Origin of the sequence: Streptomyces sp. NPDC050636, assembly GCF_040654775.1 — a bacterium.
GTDB lineage: Bacteria > Actinomycetota > Actinomycetes > Streptomycetales > Streptomycetaceae > Streptomyces.
This window is the reverse complement of sequence record NZ_JBFAIP010000002.1, coordinates 383,588-400,178: the sequence shown is the minus strand read 5'-3', so window position 1 is coordinate 400,178 and position 16,591 is coordinate 383,588. Positions and strand designations below refer to the sequence as shown.

General features: G+C 70.1%; 15 protein-coding genes. 3 read left to right on the top strand and 12 right to left on the bottom strand.

Annotated elements, in window-relative coordinates:
- Positions 1-867, top strand: coding sequence for an STM4011 family radical SAM protein (locus AB0I10_RS04310; RefSeq protein WP_363150740.1), 867 nt, complete (start codon positions 1-3; stop codon positions 865-867).
- On the opposite strand, the gene AB0I10_RS04305 is transcribed toward AB0I10_RS04310, so the two are convergent.
- The 3 genes from AB0I10_RS04305 to AB0I10_RS04295 form a co-directional block, all read right to left on the bottom strand.
- Positions 860-1,657, bottom strand: coding sequence for an SAM-dependent methyltransferase (locus AB0I10_RS04305; protein WP_363150846.1), 798 nt, complete (start codon positions 1,655-1,657; stop codon positions 860-862). The two genes, AB0I10_RS04310 and AB0I10_RS04305, sit on opposite strands and share 8 nt — an antisense overlap.
- A gap of 128 nt (positions 1,658-1,785) precedes the next feature.
- The gene (locus AB0I10_RS04300; protein ID WP_363150739.1) at positions 1,786-2,064 is read right to left on the bottom strand and encodes a DUF397 domain-containing protein; all 279 of its coding nucleotides are present in this window, start codon (positions 2,062-2,064) and stop codon (positions 1,786-1,788) included.
- 3 nt (positions 2,065-2,067) lie between these two features.
- On the bottom strand, positions 2,068-2,934 hold the full coding sequence (locus AB0I10_RS04295; protein WP_363150738.1) for a helix-turn-helix transcriptional regulator: 867 nt from the start codon (positions 2,932-2,934) through the stop codon (positions 2,068-2,070).
- A 100-nt stretch (positions 2,935-3,034) separates the two neighbouring features.
- On the opposite strand from AB0I10_RS04295, the gene AB0I10_RS04290 reads away from it, so the two are divergent.
- Positions 3,035-3,532: an ATP-binding protein gene (locus AB0I10_RS04290; RefSeq protein WP_363150737.1), complete on the top strand. Its 498-nt coding sequence runs from the start codon at positions 3,035-3,037 to the stop codon at positions 3,530-3,532.
- Between the two features lie 90 nt (positions 3,533-3,622).
- Here the strand turns inward: AB0I10_RS04290 and AB0I10_RS04285 are convergent, their stop codons facing one another.
- Positions 3,623-4,423, bottom strand: coding sequence for an SGNH/GDSL hydrolase family protein (locus tag AB0I10_RS04285; protein ID WP_363150736.1), 801 nt, complete (start codon positions 4,421-4,423; stop codon positions 3,623-3,625).
- Between the two features lie 281 nt (positions 4,424-4,704).
- Between AB0I10_RS04285 and AB0I10_RS04280 the strand changes: the two genes are divergently transcribed.
- Positions 4,705-5,511, top strand: a complete 807-nt coding sequence (locus tag AB0I10_RS04280) for a tyrosine-protein phosphatase (protein ID WP_363150735.1) — start codon at positions 4,705-4,707, stop codon at positions 5,509-5,511.
- A gap of 79 nt (positions 5,512-5,590) precedes the next feature.
- Here the strand turns inward: AB0I10_RS04280 and AB0I10_RS04275 are convergent, their stop codons facing one another.
- From AB0I10_RS04275 to hpnE, 8 genes are all read right to left on the bottom strand, one after another.
- Positions 5,591-6,796: a serpin family protein gene (locus AB0I10_RS04275; RefSeq protein WP_363150733.1), complete on the bottom strand. Its 1,206-nt coding sequence runs from the start codon at positions 6,794-6,796 to the stop codon at positions 5,591-5,593.
- A gap of 17 nt (positions 6,797-6,813) precedes the next feature.
- Complete coding sequence (locus AB0I10_RS04270; protein ID WP_363150731.1) at positions 6,814-8,196, bottom strand: aspartate aminotransferase family protein; 1,383 nt, start codon at positions 8,194-8,196, stop codon at positions 6,814-6,816.
- Positions 8,193-10,076 carry a 1-deoxy-D-xylulose-5-phosphate synthase gene (dxs, locus tag AB0I10_RS04265; RefSeq protein ID WP_363150730.1) on the bottom strand — a complete coding sequence of 628 codons (1,884 nt, stop codon included), beginning with the start codon at positions 10,074-10,076 and terminating at the stop codon, positions 8,193-8,195. Before dxs ends, AB0I10_RS04270 begins: the two co-directional genes overlap by 4 nt.
- A 108-nt stretch (positions 10,077-10,184) precedes the next feature.
- Positions 10,185-11,210, bottom strand: coding sequence for an adenosyl-hopene transferase HpnH (gene hpnH / locus AB0I10_RS04260; protein ID WP_363150728.1), 1,026 nt, complete (start codon positions 11,208-11,210; stop codon positions 10,185-10,187).
- Between the two features lie 5 nt (positions 11,211-11,215).
- Positions 11,216-11,872: a 1-hydroxy-2-methyl-2-butenyl 4-diphosphate reductase gene (locus tag AB0I10_RS04255; RefSeq protein WP_363150726.1), complete on the bottom strand. Its 657-nt coding sequence runs from the start codon at positions 11,870-11,872 to the stop codon at positions 11,216-11,218.
- The gene (shc, locus tag AB0I10_RS04250; protein ID WP_363150725.1) at positions 11,872-13,887 is read right to left on the bottom strand and encodes a squalene--hopene cyclase; all 2,016 of its coding nucleotides are present in this window, start codon (positions 13,885-13,887) and stop codon (positions 11,872-11,874) included. Before shc ends, AB0I10_RS04255 begins: the two co-directional genes overlap by 1 nt.
- A 105-nt stretch (positions 13,888-13,992) precedes the next feature.
- The gene (locus tag AB0I10_RS04245; protein WP_363150724.1) at positions 13,993-15,057 is read right to left on the bottom strand and encodes a polyprenyl synthetase family protein; all 1,065 of its coding nucleotides are present in this window, start codon (positions 15,055-15,057) and stop codon (positions 13,993-13,995) included.
- Positions 15,058-15,110: 53 nt separating this feature from the next.
- Positions 15,111-16,568, bottom strand: coding sequence for a hydroxysqualene dehydroxylase HpnE (hpnE, locus tag AB0I10_RS04240; protein WP_363150723.1), 1,458 nt, complete (start codon positions 16,566-16,568; stop codon positions 15,111-15,113).
- Positions 16,569-16,591 lie beyond the last annotated feature (23 nt).

The window sequence follows — 16,591 nt, the reverse complement described above, 5'->3', positions numbered from 1 at the left end:
GTGGACTTGACGATTCTCTACCGCGGCCCGCTGGCGTCCTGCGACTACGACTGCCCGTACTGCCCGTTCGCCAAGCGGCGGGACAGCCGTGAGCAGCTGCGCGCCGACCGCGCGGCGCTGGCCCGCTTCGCCGGCTGGGCGGCGCAGCAGGGCGAGCACGGCGACCGGCTGTCGATCCTTTTCACGCCGTGGGGCGAGGGCATGGTCCGCTCCTGGTACCGCCGCACCCTCGCCGAGCTGAGCCGGCTGCCGCACATCCGGCGGGTGGCGATCCAGACCAACCTCAGCTGCCGCACCGACTGGCTGGCCGAGGCGGATCTCGGCACGCTGGCCCTGTGGTGCACCTACCACCCGGGGCAGACGCCGTACGCCCGTTTCCTGGCGAAGACCCGGGAGCTGGCCGAGCGCGGCGTCCGGTTCAGCGTCGGAATCGTGGGCTTCCCCGAGCACCTCGACCACGCCCGGCGGCTTCGCGCCGACCTCCCCGAGCAGGTCTATCTCTGGGTCAACGCCGCCGAGGGCCGCGACTATCCGGACGCGGAGGCCGCCCTTTGGACGGAGCTGGATCCGCTGTTCCCGTTCAGCCGCCGTCCGCACGAGAGCGCCGGGCTCCCGTGCCGGACCGGCGAGTCGGTGATCTCGGTGGACGGCGACGGCACGGTCCGGCGCTGCCATTTCGTCCGCGCCGAGCTGGGCAATCTCTACGACGGCAGCTATCGCGCGGCGCTCCGCCCGCGCCCCTGCCCGCTGGCGGTCTGCGACTGCCACATCGGCTATGTCCATCTGGAGACGCTGCCGTTGTACGACGTGTTCGCGGGCGGCGTACTGGAGCGGATCCCGGCGGCCGGGCCCCGTCCCGTCAGCTGAGCCGTCGGCCGAGATCCCCGGCCTTGTGGCCCACCCCACCGTAGAAAATGATGTTGTTGAGCTCTTGCGCGCCGGGCACCTCGCCGTCCGGCCGCCACAGCGGCACCCGCACCACGCTCGGATCGATCAGCGCGAACGGCCCGAACAGCTGCTGGATCTCGGCCTTCGACCGAAGATTGAGGGTGGCGGTGGCGCTCTTGTAGACGTTCACCACGCCTTCTCGCGCCTTGACGTCCGTCCGGCCTGCCTCGTACGCCTCGTAGGGCTCATCGGTGGCATGTGACAGCACCAGATGACTGCCCGCGGGGAGCGCGTCGGCGAGCGTGGCGACGAGGCCCGCGGGGTTCTCGTCGTCCCGGACGAAGTGCAGTACGGCCACCAGCAGCAGGGCCACCGGCTGGTCGAAGTCGATCAGTTCCCGGACGGTCGGGTGGTCCAGGATCGCCTTGGGGTCGCGGACATCGCCGAGCACAAAGCCGGTGCGCTCGGTGTTGGTCAGCCGTGCCCCGGCGTGGGTGGCGACGATCGGGTCGTTGTCGACGTAGACGACGCGGGTTTCGGGGGCGATCTCGCGGGCCACTTCATGGGTGTTGGGCGAGGTCGGGATGCCGGTGCCGATGTCGATGATCTGGCGGATGCCGCCGACGACGAGTTCGCGGACGGCCCGGTGCAGGAACGCGCGGTTGGCGCGGGCGCTGACCCGCACCTGGGGGTGGACCTCGATGACCCGCTCCGCGGCCACCCGGTCGACCTCGTAGTTGTCCCAGCCGCCGAGGTAGTAGTCGTACATCCTGGCCGGATGAGGCCGGCCGGTGTCGATCTCCTCGGCCGAGAAGCCCGAGTGCTCCGGTGCCTGTGCGTAGTGCGGGAACTGCGGAACCTCCGGTCCCTGCTCCCCCTGAGGTATGTCCTGTTCGCTCACGCCGTCCTCCGTTCGGTACGCCGGCACGGTGCCGCGGAGAGCAGGAAGTCGGCGTCCCCGGCCTTCGCGCCCTCGATGAAACTCACCATCTCGTGGTGGGTGTAGATCAGCGCCGGGCCGTCCGGGTCGGTCGACTGGCGCAGCGCCACCCGGCCGTCCCCCAGCCGCATGGCCTCGACACACTCGCCGCCGTTGCCCCCGCTCCACGGCTTGTGCCAGCCCTCGTTGCCCAGTTCCTTGGCGGGCATGCCGTTGTAGACGCGTATGCCATCCACGGTTCAGATCTCCTTGCGAAAGCCACCCAGAATGGCCTCGGTGGTGTGTGCCGGCGCGGCCTGCGCACACATCCGGTCCAGGGCCTCCAGGAACTGCGAGACGTCGTTGCGCTGGTCGAAGTACACGGCGCCGACGAGGCTCTCCGCGTACGCGATGTCCGGGAGTTCCGGAATCGGGAAACGGAAGATGTGGAACGGCCCGTACATCGCGGGATGCGGGCCGGCGGCGAAGGGCATGACCTGGAGCCGGACGTTCGGCAGTGCCGTGGCCTCCATCAGCCGGGTGATCTGGTCGCGCATCACCTTGGGGCCGCCGATCTGGCGCCGCAGGACGGTTTCGTCCATGACCACCCACAGCATCGGCGCGTTCTCGCGGGTCAGCAGGGACTGCCGCTCCAGGCGCAGCGCCACGATGCGGTCGATGTCCTCGGCGGGGGCGTGCGGCATACCGGCCCGCAGGACGGCGGCGGCGTAGTCCTCGGTCTGCAGCAGCCCGGGAACGTAGTGCGGCTGATACGCCCGGATGAGGTTGGCCTCGCTCTCCAGGCTCACGAACGCACTGAACCACTCGGGCAGGACGTCGCGGAAGTTGTGCCACCAGCCGGGCTTGTTGGCCTCACGGGCGAGGGAGAGAAAGCCGTCGATCTCTTCCTGGTCGGTGACGCCGTAGGTCGCCAGCAGTTTCTCGACGTAGGGGATCTTGAGGCCGACCTCGGCCTTCTCCATGCGTCGAATCGTGGCGTGTGTCACATCGAGGGCCCTGGCGGCCCGTTCGAAGGACAGTCCCGCCTTCTCGCGCAGGTCCTGCAGACGCTTGCCCAGCACCACCCGCAGGACGGTCGGCGCCCCTGCCGACCGTGGATCCGCCACGTCCGATCCCCTCCAACTCACTCCAGTGATCAGCAGTGTGTCATGTCGTCAGCTACACGAACAGACTGCACATCTGATTCTGCAAATTACAGAATGATCCTTGCCATCCGAGACCGGCATCGCACATAGTTACGGAGTGGCTTCCTCCAACAACGCTCCTCTGTTAGGGCGCTGTAGCGGCTTTGTCGCCGAGCACCCGCAGGACGCGTTCCATTTGCCGGCGCGACGCACGTCCGTTCCCGAGGCGCGCAGACGCGTCAGTGCGCTGCTGCGCGCATGGGGCGCGGCTCAACAAGTCCGCGACGACGTGGAGTTGGTGGTGACCGAGCTGTTCACCAACGCGGTACGGCACACCGGCAGCGAGAAGGTCGGCTGTGAGCTCGCCCTCGTCGGCACGCATATACGGATAGAGATCACGGACCAGGGCGGCGGGGGCGCGTCGGCCCCGCAGGTCCAGCCCGGCAGCGTGGACAAGGAGTGCGGACGGGGGCTCTTCCTCGTCGGCGCACTGTCCGAAAGCTGGGGGTCCCGGCCCGATGACAGCGGCCTCGGCCGGACCGTCTGGGCGGATCTGCCGTATACCGCCGCAGCACATTGAGGCCCCGCTCCGCCATCGGCGGAAGTCGGGGCCTCATGTCGTACGGCAGGGCCTCTTGCGGCCCGTGCCGTCCGGGTTGCCGCTGCCCGCTTACAGGGGCAGCAGGTCGGGCCGCTTGGGCTCGACATGATCGCCGGAGGACTCGCCACGCAGCCGGCGTCCGATCCACGGGACGAGGTGCTCCCGCGCCCAGTGGACGTTGTCCCGCCGGGCATCGGCGGCCGAGCGCTCCGCCTCCGGGGGCCACGGCTGATCCGGGTCGGCCGGCACCCGCAGACCGAGCACCTGCGCCGCGCGCAGCGCCACACGGGTGTGTCCGTCGGCGGACAGATGCAGCCGGTCATCGCTCCACGCCCGGCGGTCCTGCACCGACTTGAGCGACCACAGGTCGAGGACCGGGCAGTCGTGCCGGTCCGCGATGGCCCGGACATGCGCCGTGTACGTCGCGATCTTGCCCCGCAGATGCTTCAGGACGGGGACGCCGCGGGTGTCGAAGCCGGTGCAGAGCAGCACCGTTCCGACCGACTCCCGCAGGTCCTCGACCGCCCGCTCATAGCGCTCGGCCACCGCGTCCGGGTCCGAGCCCGGTCGCAGGATGTCATTGCCGCCGGCACAGAACGTGACCAGCGCGGGGGCCAGCTCCTTCGCCCTGGGCACCTGCTCCTCGACGATCTGGCCAAGCAGCCGCCCCCTGACGGCCAGATTCGCGTAGCGGAAGTCCCCTTCTTCCCGCTGGTCCGACAGGAGGACCGCTAGCCGGTCCGCCCAACCGATGTACGCCCCGTCACGGCCGGGATCCCCGACCCCCTCGGTGAAGCTGTCCCCGACGGCTGCGTACGACCCGATGGCGCCGTTGACGCCGCTCTTGATGTTCTTCGAATCGTCTGCCACCAGGACATACTTCACTGTGAGAAGTGACTTACGCCACCGTAACCAGGGGTTGACGGCAGGTGATTAATGCCACCCGGTCAAATTCTCACCAAGTTGGAATAATGTTCGATCGAGAGCGGCTCTCCGACCGTCCCTGAATCGCTCAGCCACGCGACACGAATGGCTACACGTCGCACATCAACGCTATTACGGCCTGATTTCCCCTTGCATGAATGTCGTATCGTCGAAGGTGGCCCGCTTTGTCGACGAGCAGCGTCGGCGGCCGACCCCGAGGAGCGCCCGTGACGCAGACGCCGCAGATCCCGTCGACCGAGTCCGAGCTCACGGAGGTGCGCAACTTCCGCGATGTGGGCGGGCTGCCGACCGTGGACGGGCGTCGCATGCGGCAGGGACGGCTCTTCCGCAGCGGCCACCTCGCACATGCGACGGAGGCGGACGCCGCATTTCTCACCGGCCTCGGACTGCACACCGTCTTCGATTTCCGTAACGCCTCCGACATCAAGCAGGAAGGTCCCGATGTCGCGCTTCCGGGCGTGCGGAATGTGAACATCCCGCTCACCGATCCGGCCGACGGCGCGGAATTCTGGTCGATGGTGCGCGACGGCGAGCTGGAGCAGCTGCGTATCGCGCTCGGTGACGGCAAGGGCGCCGCCCGAATGACCAGAACCTACCGCCACATCATCACCACGCGCACAGAGGACCACAGCCGGGTGCTGCACTCGCTCGCCGAGGACAGCGTCCCGGCGCTGATGCACTGCGCCGCCGGCAAGGACCGCGCGGGCCTGTCGATTGCGGTGACGCTGCTGGCCGTCGGTGTGGAGCGGGACGCCATCGAGGCCGACTATCTCAAGTCCAATGACCCCAGCCGCCGTTACAAGATCCGTCGCTCCGACAACTCCGCGGTCGGCATGTCCCAGGAGGTCTTGGAGCTGCTGTCGCCGCTGTTCGGGGCGCACACCGAATACCTTGAGGCCGCGTTCGACGCGATCGAGCAGACCTGGGGTTCGACGGAGGCCTATCTCACCGAGGGCCTGCAGCTGACGCCCGCGACCCGCGAGCGGCTGCGCGCCCGGCTGCTGACCGACTGACCGGCGGTTCCGCACCACTTCAGACGGACGGCCCGGTGGATCTCCCACCGGGCCGTTCCGCGTCACCTCATCGGGCGCCTCACCACATGCCCGGACCGCCCAGGCTCCCGTCCCATACGTCCGGATCCGTCACCCACCCCGCGACAAGTGCCAGGCCCGACGCCCGGTGCACCGCGAGAAAGCCGAACGGCCGGTCGTAGCGGGCCGACACCAGTCGCGCCTCGTACGGCGGGGTCTGCGGCACGCTGCCCAGGCCCAGTGACATGGCTGTGACGGCGGCGGCCCGGAACCCGAGCGGCCCGAACGTCGCGGTCACCGCCTGCTTGGCCGACGACACCGCAAGCGGTGTCTCGCTGATGCCCGGAAAGTGCCCGCGTGAGTCATCCATGGCCGTTTCGAGCCCGAAGAGCCCGGCCCGCTCCAGCAGATCGTGCTCGGTGTCGACGGTGAACCGCGCGGTGAGGAGATCCACCCGCGGTGCGCCGTCCCAGCTCGGCTCCGACGTCACCGTCAGCCCGGGGCCCGCTCCCTCGGCCAGCTCCGCCCCGGACACCGACACATATCCGCCGCCCAGCGCGGCCAGGCCATGGCGCAGTACTTCACCGCCCGGCATGTCCTCCGGGCCGAGCAGCAGTTGGACGTCAAGGCCGTTGTCCCCCGCAACATCGAAAGCGGTCAGCGGCCCGGCCGGCGTGCGGTACACACGGAACTGCTCCGGAGCCACCCCGTAGAGGCTCAGGCCGGTCAACTCCCGTCCCGCCCAAGGTCCTTCGTCCACCCGCAGCGGACGCTCCCGGAACGGATACGCCCACGTCGTGTGCACCAGCAGCGCACTCGCCAGGACGAGCAGCGTGTCGGGGGTCACCTCTACCGGCATGTGCTCGATCAGGCCGTCGGTGTGCCGCCGCGCCCAGGCGTTCAGTGTCTCCTGGTCCGCGGAGGCGTCCCCGGTCAGCTCGCCGTGCAGATCCAGCGGCAGACTGCCGAGCCACTCGGGGCGCAGCGCCAGCAGGCGTTGGGTCCACAGCCCCAGCGCGGCATCGACGCCGTCCGCCGCGTCCAGCGCGGCAAGCAGGTCGCAGCCTGCGCGTACGGCGTGCTCCGCATCGGTGCCGAGCGCCTCGGCCAGCTCCTTGCGGGCCTGGCCGGCCGCCGGTCCGGCGAGCAGGGCCAGCAGCGGCCAGACACCGGCCGCGGTCAGTACGGTGCCCCGCTCCCCCACGGCGTCCCGCGCCCAGCGCGCCGTCATGTCGTTGACGGCCCGTACCGTCGTCGCGTCGACCATTTCCCCCACCAAAGTCGTCAGCGGTTGGCGACCGCCTGCTTGACCAGCGTCCGCCCGAAGTCCCACATCAGGCCGCCGCCTCCGTGGGCGTCGTCCATGACGGCCGTGAAAGCCTCGACGAACCGGTCCACTTCCCGTTCACCGATGATCAGCGGCGGAATCAGCTTAATGACCTCAAGGTGGTCGCCGGAGACCTGAGTGAGGATGCGGTGCCGCTGCAGCAGGGGCACCACGACCATCTGCGCGAACAGCCCCTTGCGGGCCGCCTGCAGCATCGTCCAACGGCTCCGCAGGCCCAGCGACTTGGGGCGGCCGAACTCGATGCCGATCATCAGGCCACGGCCCCGGACGTCATGCAGCAGCTCGTACGTGTCGATCAGCGCGGCGAGCTTTGTGCGCAGCAGATCGCCGGTGCGCCGGGCATGGGCGACGATCTGCTCGTCCTCCATCACGGAGAGCACCGCCAGGCCCGCCGCCATCGCCTGGGCGTTGGACCCGAAGCTGGCGGAGTGCACCAGGACCCGGTCCATGGACGAGTAGACCTTCTTGAAGATCCAGTCCTTGCCGAGCGTCGCACCGACCGGGACATAGCCGCCGGACAGCGCCTTCGCCACGCAGACCAGGTCGGGTTCGACACCGTCCTCGTGCTGGTAGGCGAAGAAGTCACCGGTGCGGCCGAGGCCGGTCTGCACCTCGTCGGCGATCAGCAGGGCCTTGTGCCGGTGCAGCAATTCCTGTGCGGCGCGCAGGAATCCGGGCGGGCTGGGCAGTACGCCCTTGCCCTGGACCGGCTCGACGACCAGCGCCGCCACATCGCCGCGCTTGATCTCCCGCTCCAGCCCCTCCAGGTCGCCCATCTCGATGGGGGTGTCGGGCAGCAGCGGCGCGAAGCCGTCCCGGAAGCCGTCCTCGCCGTTGACGGAGAGCGAGCCGGTGGTCAGGCCGTGGAAGGCGTGGGTGCAGTAGAGAACGCGTGGTTTTCCGGTCGCGTAGCGGGCGAACTTCAGGGCGGTTTCGACGGCTTCGGTGCCGCTGTTGCCGAAGAAGACGCGGTCCAGATGGGGCGCGTACGTCAGCAGCTTCTCGGCGAGCAGGCCGGGCAGCGGCTGGCAGTCGAAGCGGGTGAGGTCGGGCAGGCCGGCGTCCAGCACATCGTGCAGCGCCTGCCGGACGACCGGGTGGTGGCGGCCGAGGCCCATCACTCCGAATCCGGCGAGCATGTCCAGGTAGTCCTGGTCGTCGGAGTCCCAGAAATAGGCGCCCTCGGCCCGTTCGTAGACCTTGTCGAAGCCGATGGTGTGCAGCATGCGCGGGAGTTGGTGGTTGAGGTGGCGGGTGTGCAGGTCGTAGCGCTCGCCGCCGCGTTCGGCGAGCAGCTTGGCCAGGTCGAATCCGGTCACCAGGCGTTCTCCTTGCGGGCGGCCAGCGCGGCGCTGATCCGGCCGGCGATCTCGGCGGGGGTGAGGCCGAGATCGGCCAGCAGTTCGCCGCGCTTGGCATGCGGCAGAAACTGCTCCGGGATGCCGAAAGTACGCAGCGGCATATCCACGTCCGCGTCGCGGAGCGCTTGGCCGACCGCCGAACCAACGCCGCCATTACGGCTGTTGTCCTCCACGACGGCCACCAGTGTGTGTTGCGCGGCGAGTCGGACGATGGCTTCGTCCACCGGCTTGACCCAGCGCGGGTCGATGACCGTCGCTCCGACGCCGCGCGCCGCGAGCAGCTCTGCGGCCTGCAGACAGACCGGAGCCATCACGCCGACCGCGACCAGCAGGACGTCGGCCTCCGGAGCGCGGTGGAGCACATCGACGCCACCGATCCGCTCCACCGCGGCGATCGGCTCGCCCACCGACTCCTTGGGGAAGCGGATGACGGTCGGTGCATCGTCCACGTCCAGAGACTCCCGCAGCTGGGCGCGGAGCTGGTCGGCGTCGCGCGGAGCGGCGATCCGCAGTCCCGGTACGGCACCCAGTACCGAGAGGTCCCACATGCCGTTGTGGGAGGCGCCGTCGACGCCGGTGACACCCGCCCGGTCGAGGACGAAGGTGACACCGCACTTGTGCAGGGCGACGTCCATGAGGACCTGGTCGAAGGCGCGGTTGAGGAAGGTGGCGTAGACCGCGACGACCGGATGCAGCCCTCCGGTGGCCAGCCCCGCCGCCGATACCGCGGCATGCTGTTCGGCGATGCCCACGTCCCACACCCGGTCCGGGTACGCCGCGGCGAACTCCCCCAGCCCGACGGGCTGCAGCATCGCCGCGGTGAGGGCGACGACGTCCGGGCGCTCGGCGCCGATCCGGAGCATCTCGTCGCCGAAGACGGACGTCCAGGAGGGACCGCTGGGCGGGGCGACGGGCTCGCAGGTCAGCGGGTTCATCATGCCGACGGTGTGGAAGCGGTCCGCGTGGTCCTCCAGGGCGGGCTGGTAGCCGCGGCCCTTTTCGGTCAGGCAGTGCACCAGCACCGGCCCGTGGAAGCCGGCCGCGCGGCGCAACGCGGATTCGACGGCCGCGATGTCATGGCCGTCGATCGGACCGACGTACTTCAGGCCCAGGTCCTCGAACATGCCCTGCGGGGCGAAAGCGTCCTTGAAGCCCTTCTTCGCCCCGTGCAGCGATTCATAGAGCGGCTGTCCGACGACCGGGGTGCGCTGGAGGACGTCCTTGCCCCAGGACAGGAACTTCTCGTAGCCGTCGGTGGTACGCAGGGTGGCGAGGTGGTTGGCGAGGCCGCCGATGGTCGGGGCGTAGGAGCGCTCGTTGTCGTTGACGACGATGATCAGCGGGCGGTCCTTGGCGGCCGCGATGTTGTTGAGCGCCTCCCAGGCCATACCGCCGGTCAGGGCCCCATCACCGATGACGGCCACGACGTGGTCGCCCTTGCCGCGCACCTCATTGGCCTTGGCGAGGCCGTCGGCCCAGCCCAGCACCGTCGAGGCATGGCTGTTCTCGATCACGTCGTGCTCGGACTCGGCCCGCGAGGGGTAGCCGGACAGACCGCCCTTGGCACGCAGCTTGGAGAAGTCCTGGCGGCCGGTCAGCAGCTTGTGGACGTAGGACTGGTGCCCGGTGTCCCACAGGATGCGGTCGGCGGGCGAGTCGAAGACCCGGTGCAGGGCGATGGTCAGCTCGACCACGCCCAGGTTGGGTCCCAGATGGCCGCCGGTGCGGGCCACCGCCTGCACGAGGAACTGCCGGATCTCCTCGGCGAGTTCGTCCAGACGGTGCTCGGGCAGCACCTTGAGATCGCGCGGATCGCGGATATGTTCCAGCATCGTCATGGTAGGTCCCCCTCTACTGGTTCGGCTGACGGTGACGCCGGGGTGCCGGGAGGTGCGGTGGACGCGTCCCCGCCCACCGCAGGCGGCCCACCGGCACCGCTCCTCATGTCACCCGCGGTTTCCCGCGACTGTCTCCCGGGCGGCCCGGAGCGACTCCTTGAGGGAGCCCATGGTCGCCAGCACAGCGGTGGGCTCGTAGCCGCAGTGCGCCATGCAGTTGGCACAGCGCGGGTCCTTGCCGCGGCCGTACTTGTCCCAGTCGGTCTCCTCGATGAGCTCCCGGTACGTCGGGACGTATCCGTCGCTCATGAGGTAGCACGGGCGCTGCCAGCCGAAGAGCGAGTAGTTGGGGATCGCCCAGGCGGTGCACGCGAAGTCCGCCTTGCCCTCCAGGAAGTCGAGGAAGAGCGGGCTGTGGTTGAGCCGCCAGCGGCTGCGGTTGCCGCCGGCGAAAGCCTTCTTGAAAAGTTCCCGGGTCTGCTCCACACCCAGGAAGTGCTCCTGGTCGGGGGCCTTTTCGTAGGCGTAGGCGGGCGACAGCATCATTTCGTCGACCTGCAGATCGTCATTGAGGAAGTTGAGGACCTCGATGATGGTCTGCGGGGTGTCGGTGTTGAAGAAAGTGGAGTTGGTGGTGACCCGGAAGCCGCGCCGCTTGGCCTCCTTGATCGCCTCCACCGCCTCGTCGAAAACGCCTTCCTTCGCGACGGATTCGTCATGCCGCTCACGCATCCCGTCGATGTGCACCGCGAACGCGAAAAACGGCGAAGGCGTGAACTTGTCGATCTTCTTGCGCAGCAACATCGCATTCGTGCACAGGAAGACGTACTTCTTCTTCGCAACCAACTGCCGCACGATCTCGTCGATCTGCGGGTGCATCAAGGGTTCGCCACCGGCGATGGAAACCATCGGCGCGCCGGATTCCAGCACCGCGCCGACGGCCTGCGCCACCGGCATCCGCTGTTTGAGGATGCCGGCCGGATGCTGGATCTTTCCGCAGCCCTCGCATTTCAGGTTGCAGGCGAAGAGCGGTTCGAGCTCGACGATGAGTGGAAACTTCTCACGGCGTCGCAGCACTTTCTGTTCAAAGAGATAGGTCCCGACCCGGATGGACTGACGGAGCGGCATTGCCATCTGGCTCACCTCCTGGGGAGCAGCAAAGAACGGTGCCATTCAAAAAAGACAGGAAGAACGGAGCGCAGCACACGGAAGGCCGATATTCCACCGCGCACGGTGCCGATTCGCATGAGTTCATGTTCTGGAGCGTCCACGACCACCCGGACGGCGGCAACCGGACGGATTCCGGCGCGCACCGCAGCGCGGAGCGTCGCGGCCGATTCCATGTCCACCGCGACGGCCCCCGCGGCGTGCAGCGCGGCCCGCTCCGCGCCGCGTACGACGTGGTCGGAGCCGCGGAGCAGGCCGGTGTGCACGGTCAGGCCGCGCTGCCGCAGAGCCCGTAGCAGCGGACCGTTGTCACGGCAGATCACCTCCGGCGCGGCGGGCCGGTGGTCACGGGTGGCCTCGGCGACGACGACGTCCCCGGGCCGCATCCCGGGGGCGAGCCCGGCACAGAAACCGCTGGCCACGACCGGGGACCGCGCGGTGGCACAGCCCTCGCCCAGCACCTTGGCCAGGGCGCGCTCCGCCGCCTGCGGGCCCATGCCGGTACGGAGCGTGATGACGGGCGGACCCGCGCCGCCTCGGCCACCGCCCCGGAGCGCCAACCGCTCGATGCCGAGCGCACAGGCGACCAGCAACGGCGGTTCCGCGTCCGGCGGGGGCCGTCTCGGCATCAGGCCCCCAAGGGCGCATCGGTCGGCCCGCCGTTGACATAGCGGCCCAGCGCCGTCAGCGGAAACACCTGGCGGTACAGGTGGTAGTTGATGGAGAAGTCCCAGGGGAAGCCGGTGCCGGTGAAGTACGGCTCGTCCCAGGAGCCGTCCTCGCGCTGGGTCTCGGCCAGCCAGCGCACTCCGCGCCGTACGGCTTCGCTGTCCCGCTCGCCGGCCGCGAGCAGCGCCATCAGCGCCCATCCGGTCTGCGAGGCGGTCGACGCGCCGCGCCCGGCCCACGCCTTGTCCTGGTAGGACCGCTGGTCCTCGCCCCACCCGCCGTCGTCGTTCTGCACCCGCTCCAGCCAGCCGACGGCCCGGCGGACGGCGGGGTGCGAGCCGGGGATGCCGGCCGCGGCGAGCGCGGGGAGTACGGATCCGGTGCCGTAGATGTAGTTGGTGCCCCAGCGGCCGAACCAGGCGCCGCTGGGCTCCTGCTCGGCGAGCAGGAAGTCGATGCCCCGGCGGGTGCGCGGGTCGTGCGTACGACCGACGTCGGCGAGCATCTCGACGACATGGGCGGTGACATCGGCCGACGGCGGGTCGATGACCTCCCCGAAGTCGCAGAACGGCAGGCGGTTGGGGAGCGGGCTGGTGTTGTCGGCGTCGAAGGCGCCCCAGGCACCGTTCTTGGACTGCATTCCGACGTTCCAGCGCACCGCGCGGCGTACGGCGGCGTCGACCCGCTGCGGATCCGGATGCGCGACCCGGCGCAGCGCCAGCACCACCTCGGCGGTGTCGTCGATGTCCGGGTAGTTGTCGTTCTCGAACTCGAACGCCCAGCCGCCGGAGGGGAGTCGGGGCCTGCGGACGGTCCAGTCGCCGGGCCGGTCGATCTGCTCGGCGAGCATCCAGTCGGCGGCCTTGACCAACTGCGGGTGATCGGCGGGCAGTCCGGCGTCGGCCAGCGCGATGGTGGCGAGGCAGGTGTCCCAGACCGGGGACTGGCAGGCCTCGATCATCCTGGCGCCGTCCTCGCGCCATACGGTGAAGCGGTCCAGCGACTCAAGTCCCGTACGCAGCACGGGGTGGTCGAGGTCGTAGCCCAGGAGGTGCAGGGCGATGACCGAGTAGACGGCCGGTGGCTGGATGCCGCCCCAGCAGCCGTCGTTCTCCTGCCGCTCGATGATCCAGTGGGCGGCGGAGCGCAGCGCGGCGCCGCGCAGCTTGCGCGAGGCGACCTTGTGGTAGACGTGCAGCGCCTTGTCCAGACGCTGGAAGACGCCGTCCCAGCTGGTCACGGGGGCGAGCGGGCGCGGCGGGCTGGGGTTGCGCGGGTCGGTGTGCAGCTCGTCGAGGGCGAACGGCGCCGGGCGCACCGGGCGCTTCGCCGAGACGATGGTCAGCGCCACTATGGTCTGCCGCGCCCAGCATCCGAAGTCATAGATGTTGAGCGGGAACCACTTGGGGAAGTAGATGAGCTCCGGGGGGAGTTCGGGCAGGTCGTCCCACTGCCACCAGCCGAACAGCGCCAGCCAGATACGGGTGAAGACGCGGGAGGCGGCGATTCCGCCCTGCTCGCGGATCCAGGCGGACGCCTTGGCCAGGTGCGGTGCGTCCGGGGCGTCCCCGGCGAGCCGCAGGGCCACATAGGCCTCGATGGTGGTGGAGAGTTCGCCGGGCCCGCCGTAGAAGGTGGCCCAGGTGCCGTCCGCGCGCTGCTCGCCGCGGATGAACCGGGCCGCGGCCTCGGTGAGCTTGGGGTCCTGGATGCCCAGGAACTGACGGAGCAGCAGATCCTCGGCGTCCATCGTGACGTTGGTTTCGAGGTCGCCCTTCCACCATCCGGCGGAGTCCTGGAGGGACAGCAGATGCTCGGTGGCGAGGGCGGTCGCACGCCGTGCGGCGGCCGCCGTGTCCCGAGGCGCGGCAGACCGTCTCTCTTCTCTTGTCCCGGTTTTCTCAGCGGTGGCATCGCTGGCCGATGGGGCCCGGGGCGGCAGCGCCCCGGTGCTTCCGTCGGTCGTCGCTGTCATGGCTTCCCCTTCTGCAGTGAACTGTGAAGCGTGCTCAGGGATTCCGTCGGCCGGCGCCGGGAGGGCACCGGCCGGCGACTGCGAACTAGTTCGTTTCGATGGTGATCATCTCTCCCGTACGACGACGAAGTCCGCGAGCGCGACGAGCTGCGCGCGGATCCTTTCCGGCATGTCCACTTCGTTCAACGCGGCGATGGCCGTGGCGTGCTGGCGACGGGCCTCCTGGGAGGTCCACTCGCGGCCGCCGGCCTCTTCGATCAGGGCCGCGCGGGAGGCGAACTCCTCCTCGGTGAAGTCGGCGATCTCGGTTTCGCTCTTCTTCGCGTCGGCCGCGAGGATGCCGGCGAGACGCTCGGAGGCCGGTCCGCCGGCGGCCAGGGCGGCGACGACCGGCAGTGACTTCTTGCGCTGCCGCAGATCGCTCCAGGTCTGCTTGCCGGTGGCGTCCGGGTCGCCCCAGATGCCGAGCAGGTCGTCGATGGCCTGGAAGGCGAGACCGAGGTGGTAGCCGTACTTCTCCAGGATGTCGGCCGTGCGGTCGTCGGCGCCGCCGAGGACCGCACCGATGGAGACGGCGCAGGCGAGCAGCGCGCCGGTCTTGTTGCCCTCCATCTCCAGGCACTCCTCGACGGTGACCCGCTCGCGGTGCTCGTAGGAGATGTCCTGGGCCTGACCATCGATCAGCTTGCGGGTGGCCAGGGTGAGCCGGCGGGTCGCGCGGCCGGCCTCGACGGTGCCGAGCTCCAGCAGTATTTCGTTGGCGAGGGCGAACAGCGCGTCGCCGACGAGGATGGCCTGCGCGGGGCCGTGCACCTTCCAGACGGTGTCCCGGTGCCGGCGTTGTTCGTCGCCGTCCATGAGGTCGTCGTGCAGCAGCGAGAAGTTGTGCACCAGCTCGACGGCGACCGCGCCGGGGATACCGACCTCGGGGGCCTGGCCCGCGGCCTCCGCGGACAGCAGGGCGAGCGCGGGCCGTACGGCCTTGCCGCTGTCGCCCGTGGAGGGGCGGCCCTCGGCGTCGATCCAGCCGAAGTGGTAGGCGGCGACGGTGTCCATGGGAGGAGCGAGCCGGTCAATGGCGGCACGCAGCACGGGAGTGGCGAGTGTCCGCCCGCGCTCCAGCAGCGCGGTGACGCTCTCGGTGTCGATAGCTGGGGAAGCCGGGTTCACGGTTTCTCCTCTGTTTCCGGTGCTCGTGCTCGTGCGAGTGCTCGTGCTCGTTGTCATGCCGCCTCCTGGGGCAACTGGCCCTGGGGGCAGCCGAGTTCGGTGAGTGCCTCGCGAGCGGCTGCGGTGCCACTGCGAACAGCGCTTTCCATGGTCGCGGGCCACCCGGTGGCGGTCCACGCGCCGGCCAGGAACAGGCCGGGGGCTTGAGTGCGGGCGGCGGGGCGGAGCCGGCCGACGCCCGGGGCGGGCGCGAAGGTCGCGGTGCGCTCGCGGGTGACGAAGAAGTCGCGGATCCTGGCGCCCCGGGCGGCGGGCAGCAGCCGCTCCAGCTCGGGGAGATAGCGGGCGCGGAGCTTGGCGACCGGCTGGTCGATCTCCTCCTGCGCGGCGGACTGCGAGACGGCCAGATACTGGCTGCCGGCCCCTTCGGGCAGTCCGGGCAGCCCGGAGGCCTCCGTACGGTCGAAGACCCACTGGACCGGGGAGCCGACCGCGGCGAAGAAGGGGCGGCGCAGCACCCGGCGGTCGTAGACGACATGCAGGTTGAGGATCGGCGCGGTGCCGATGTCCAGCAGCCGGTCCTTGCCGTCCAGCGCGCCGTCGGGCAGCAGGGCGTGGGTCTCGCGCTGCGGCACGGCGAGGACGACGGTGTCCGCGGTGAGCTGCTCGCTGCCGCGCGGGCCGTCCGCCACCGAGACCTGCCAGCCGCCGTCCGTACGCGTGACGGCCTGGGCGCGGGTGCGCAACGCGATCCGGACGCCGGCCTTCTCCAGCGCAGTGCGGGCGAGGGTGTCGTGGACATCGCCGAGCGGGACACCGGCCCAGCCGATGTCGGCGGCGCCCGGCGCGGAGAGGAGTCCGGTCTTGAAGACCTTGGCGGCCAGGCCCATGGACGCGTCGCCGGCGGTGGCGTTGAGGGTGGCGACACCGACCAGGTCCCACAGCGCCTCGATCGCACGGGCCGACTGGCCGTGCCGGCGCAGCCAGCTGCCGAAGTCCACGCCGTCCAGCGCGGGATCGGCCGGGTCCAGGCGCTTGAGCGCGAGGGTGGCGCGTACGACGCCGGCCCGCTCGACGGGCGAGAGGTGCGGGTAGCGGGCCAGGCTCTTGGCGAGATGCAGCGGGACGGGCAGCGCGGTGCGGCGCAGCCGACCGAGCCGCATCCTGTCGGCGTCCAGGACCGGTACGTCCATGCGGTCCTGGAGGGGCACCAGATGCGCGGCGCCGATCCGCTCCAGGAAGGCGGAGTAGGCGGTGCAGCAACGCAGATAGACATGCTGGCCGTTGTCGACGGTCAGCTCGCCCGCGGCGGAGTCCCGCCGGAAGGAGAAGACCAGTCCGCCCAGGCGGGGCCGGCCCTCGACCAGGGTGACCCGGAGCCCGGCCTCGGCCAGCGCGAGCGCGGCCGTGGTGCCCGCGAGACCGCCGCCGATGACCACCGCGGCCGCCCCGTCGCGACGGTCCGAGGGCCGGGCACGGTGCAGCGCGGGCCGAGTGGCTCCCGATGTCATGCGTTCTCCCCCCATACGTCAGT

Coding starts and splice junctions, on each gene's coding strand:
- AB0I10_RS04305 (WP_363150846.1), bottom strand. CDS start 1,657: ATGTACGACTACTACCTCGGCGGCTGGGACAACTACGAGGTCGACCGG.
- AB0I10_RS04275 (WP_363150733.1), bottom strand. CDS start 6,796: ATGGTCGACGCGACGACGGTACGGGCCGTCAACGACATGACGGCGCGC.
- dxs (WP_363150730.1), bottom strand. CDS start 10,076: ATGACGATGCTGGAACATATCCGCGATCCGCGCGATCTCAAGGTGCTG.
- hpnH (WP_363150728.1), bottom strand. CDS start 11,210: ATGGCAATGCCGCTCCGTCAGTCCATCCGGGTCGGGACCTATCTCTTT.
- AB0I10_RS04255 (WP_363150726.1), bottom strand. CDS start 11,872: ATGCCGAGACGGCCCCCGCCGGACGCGGAACCGCCGTTGCTGGTCGCC.
- shc (WP_363150725.1), bottom strand. CDS start 13,887: ATGACAGCGACGACCGACGGAAGCACCGGGGCGCTGCCGCCCCGGGCC.
- hpnE (WP_363150723.1), bottom strand. CDS start 16,568: ATGACATCGGGAGCCACTCGGCCCGCGCTGCACCGTGCCCGGCCCTCG.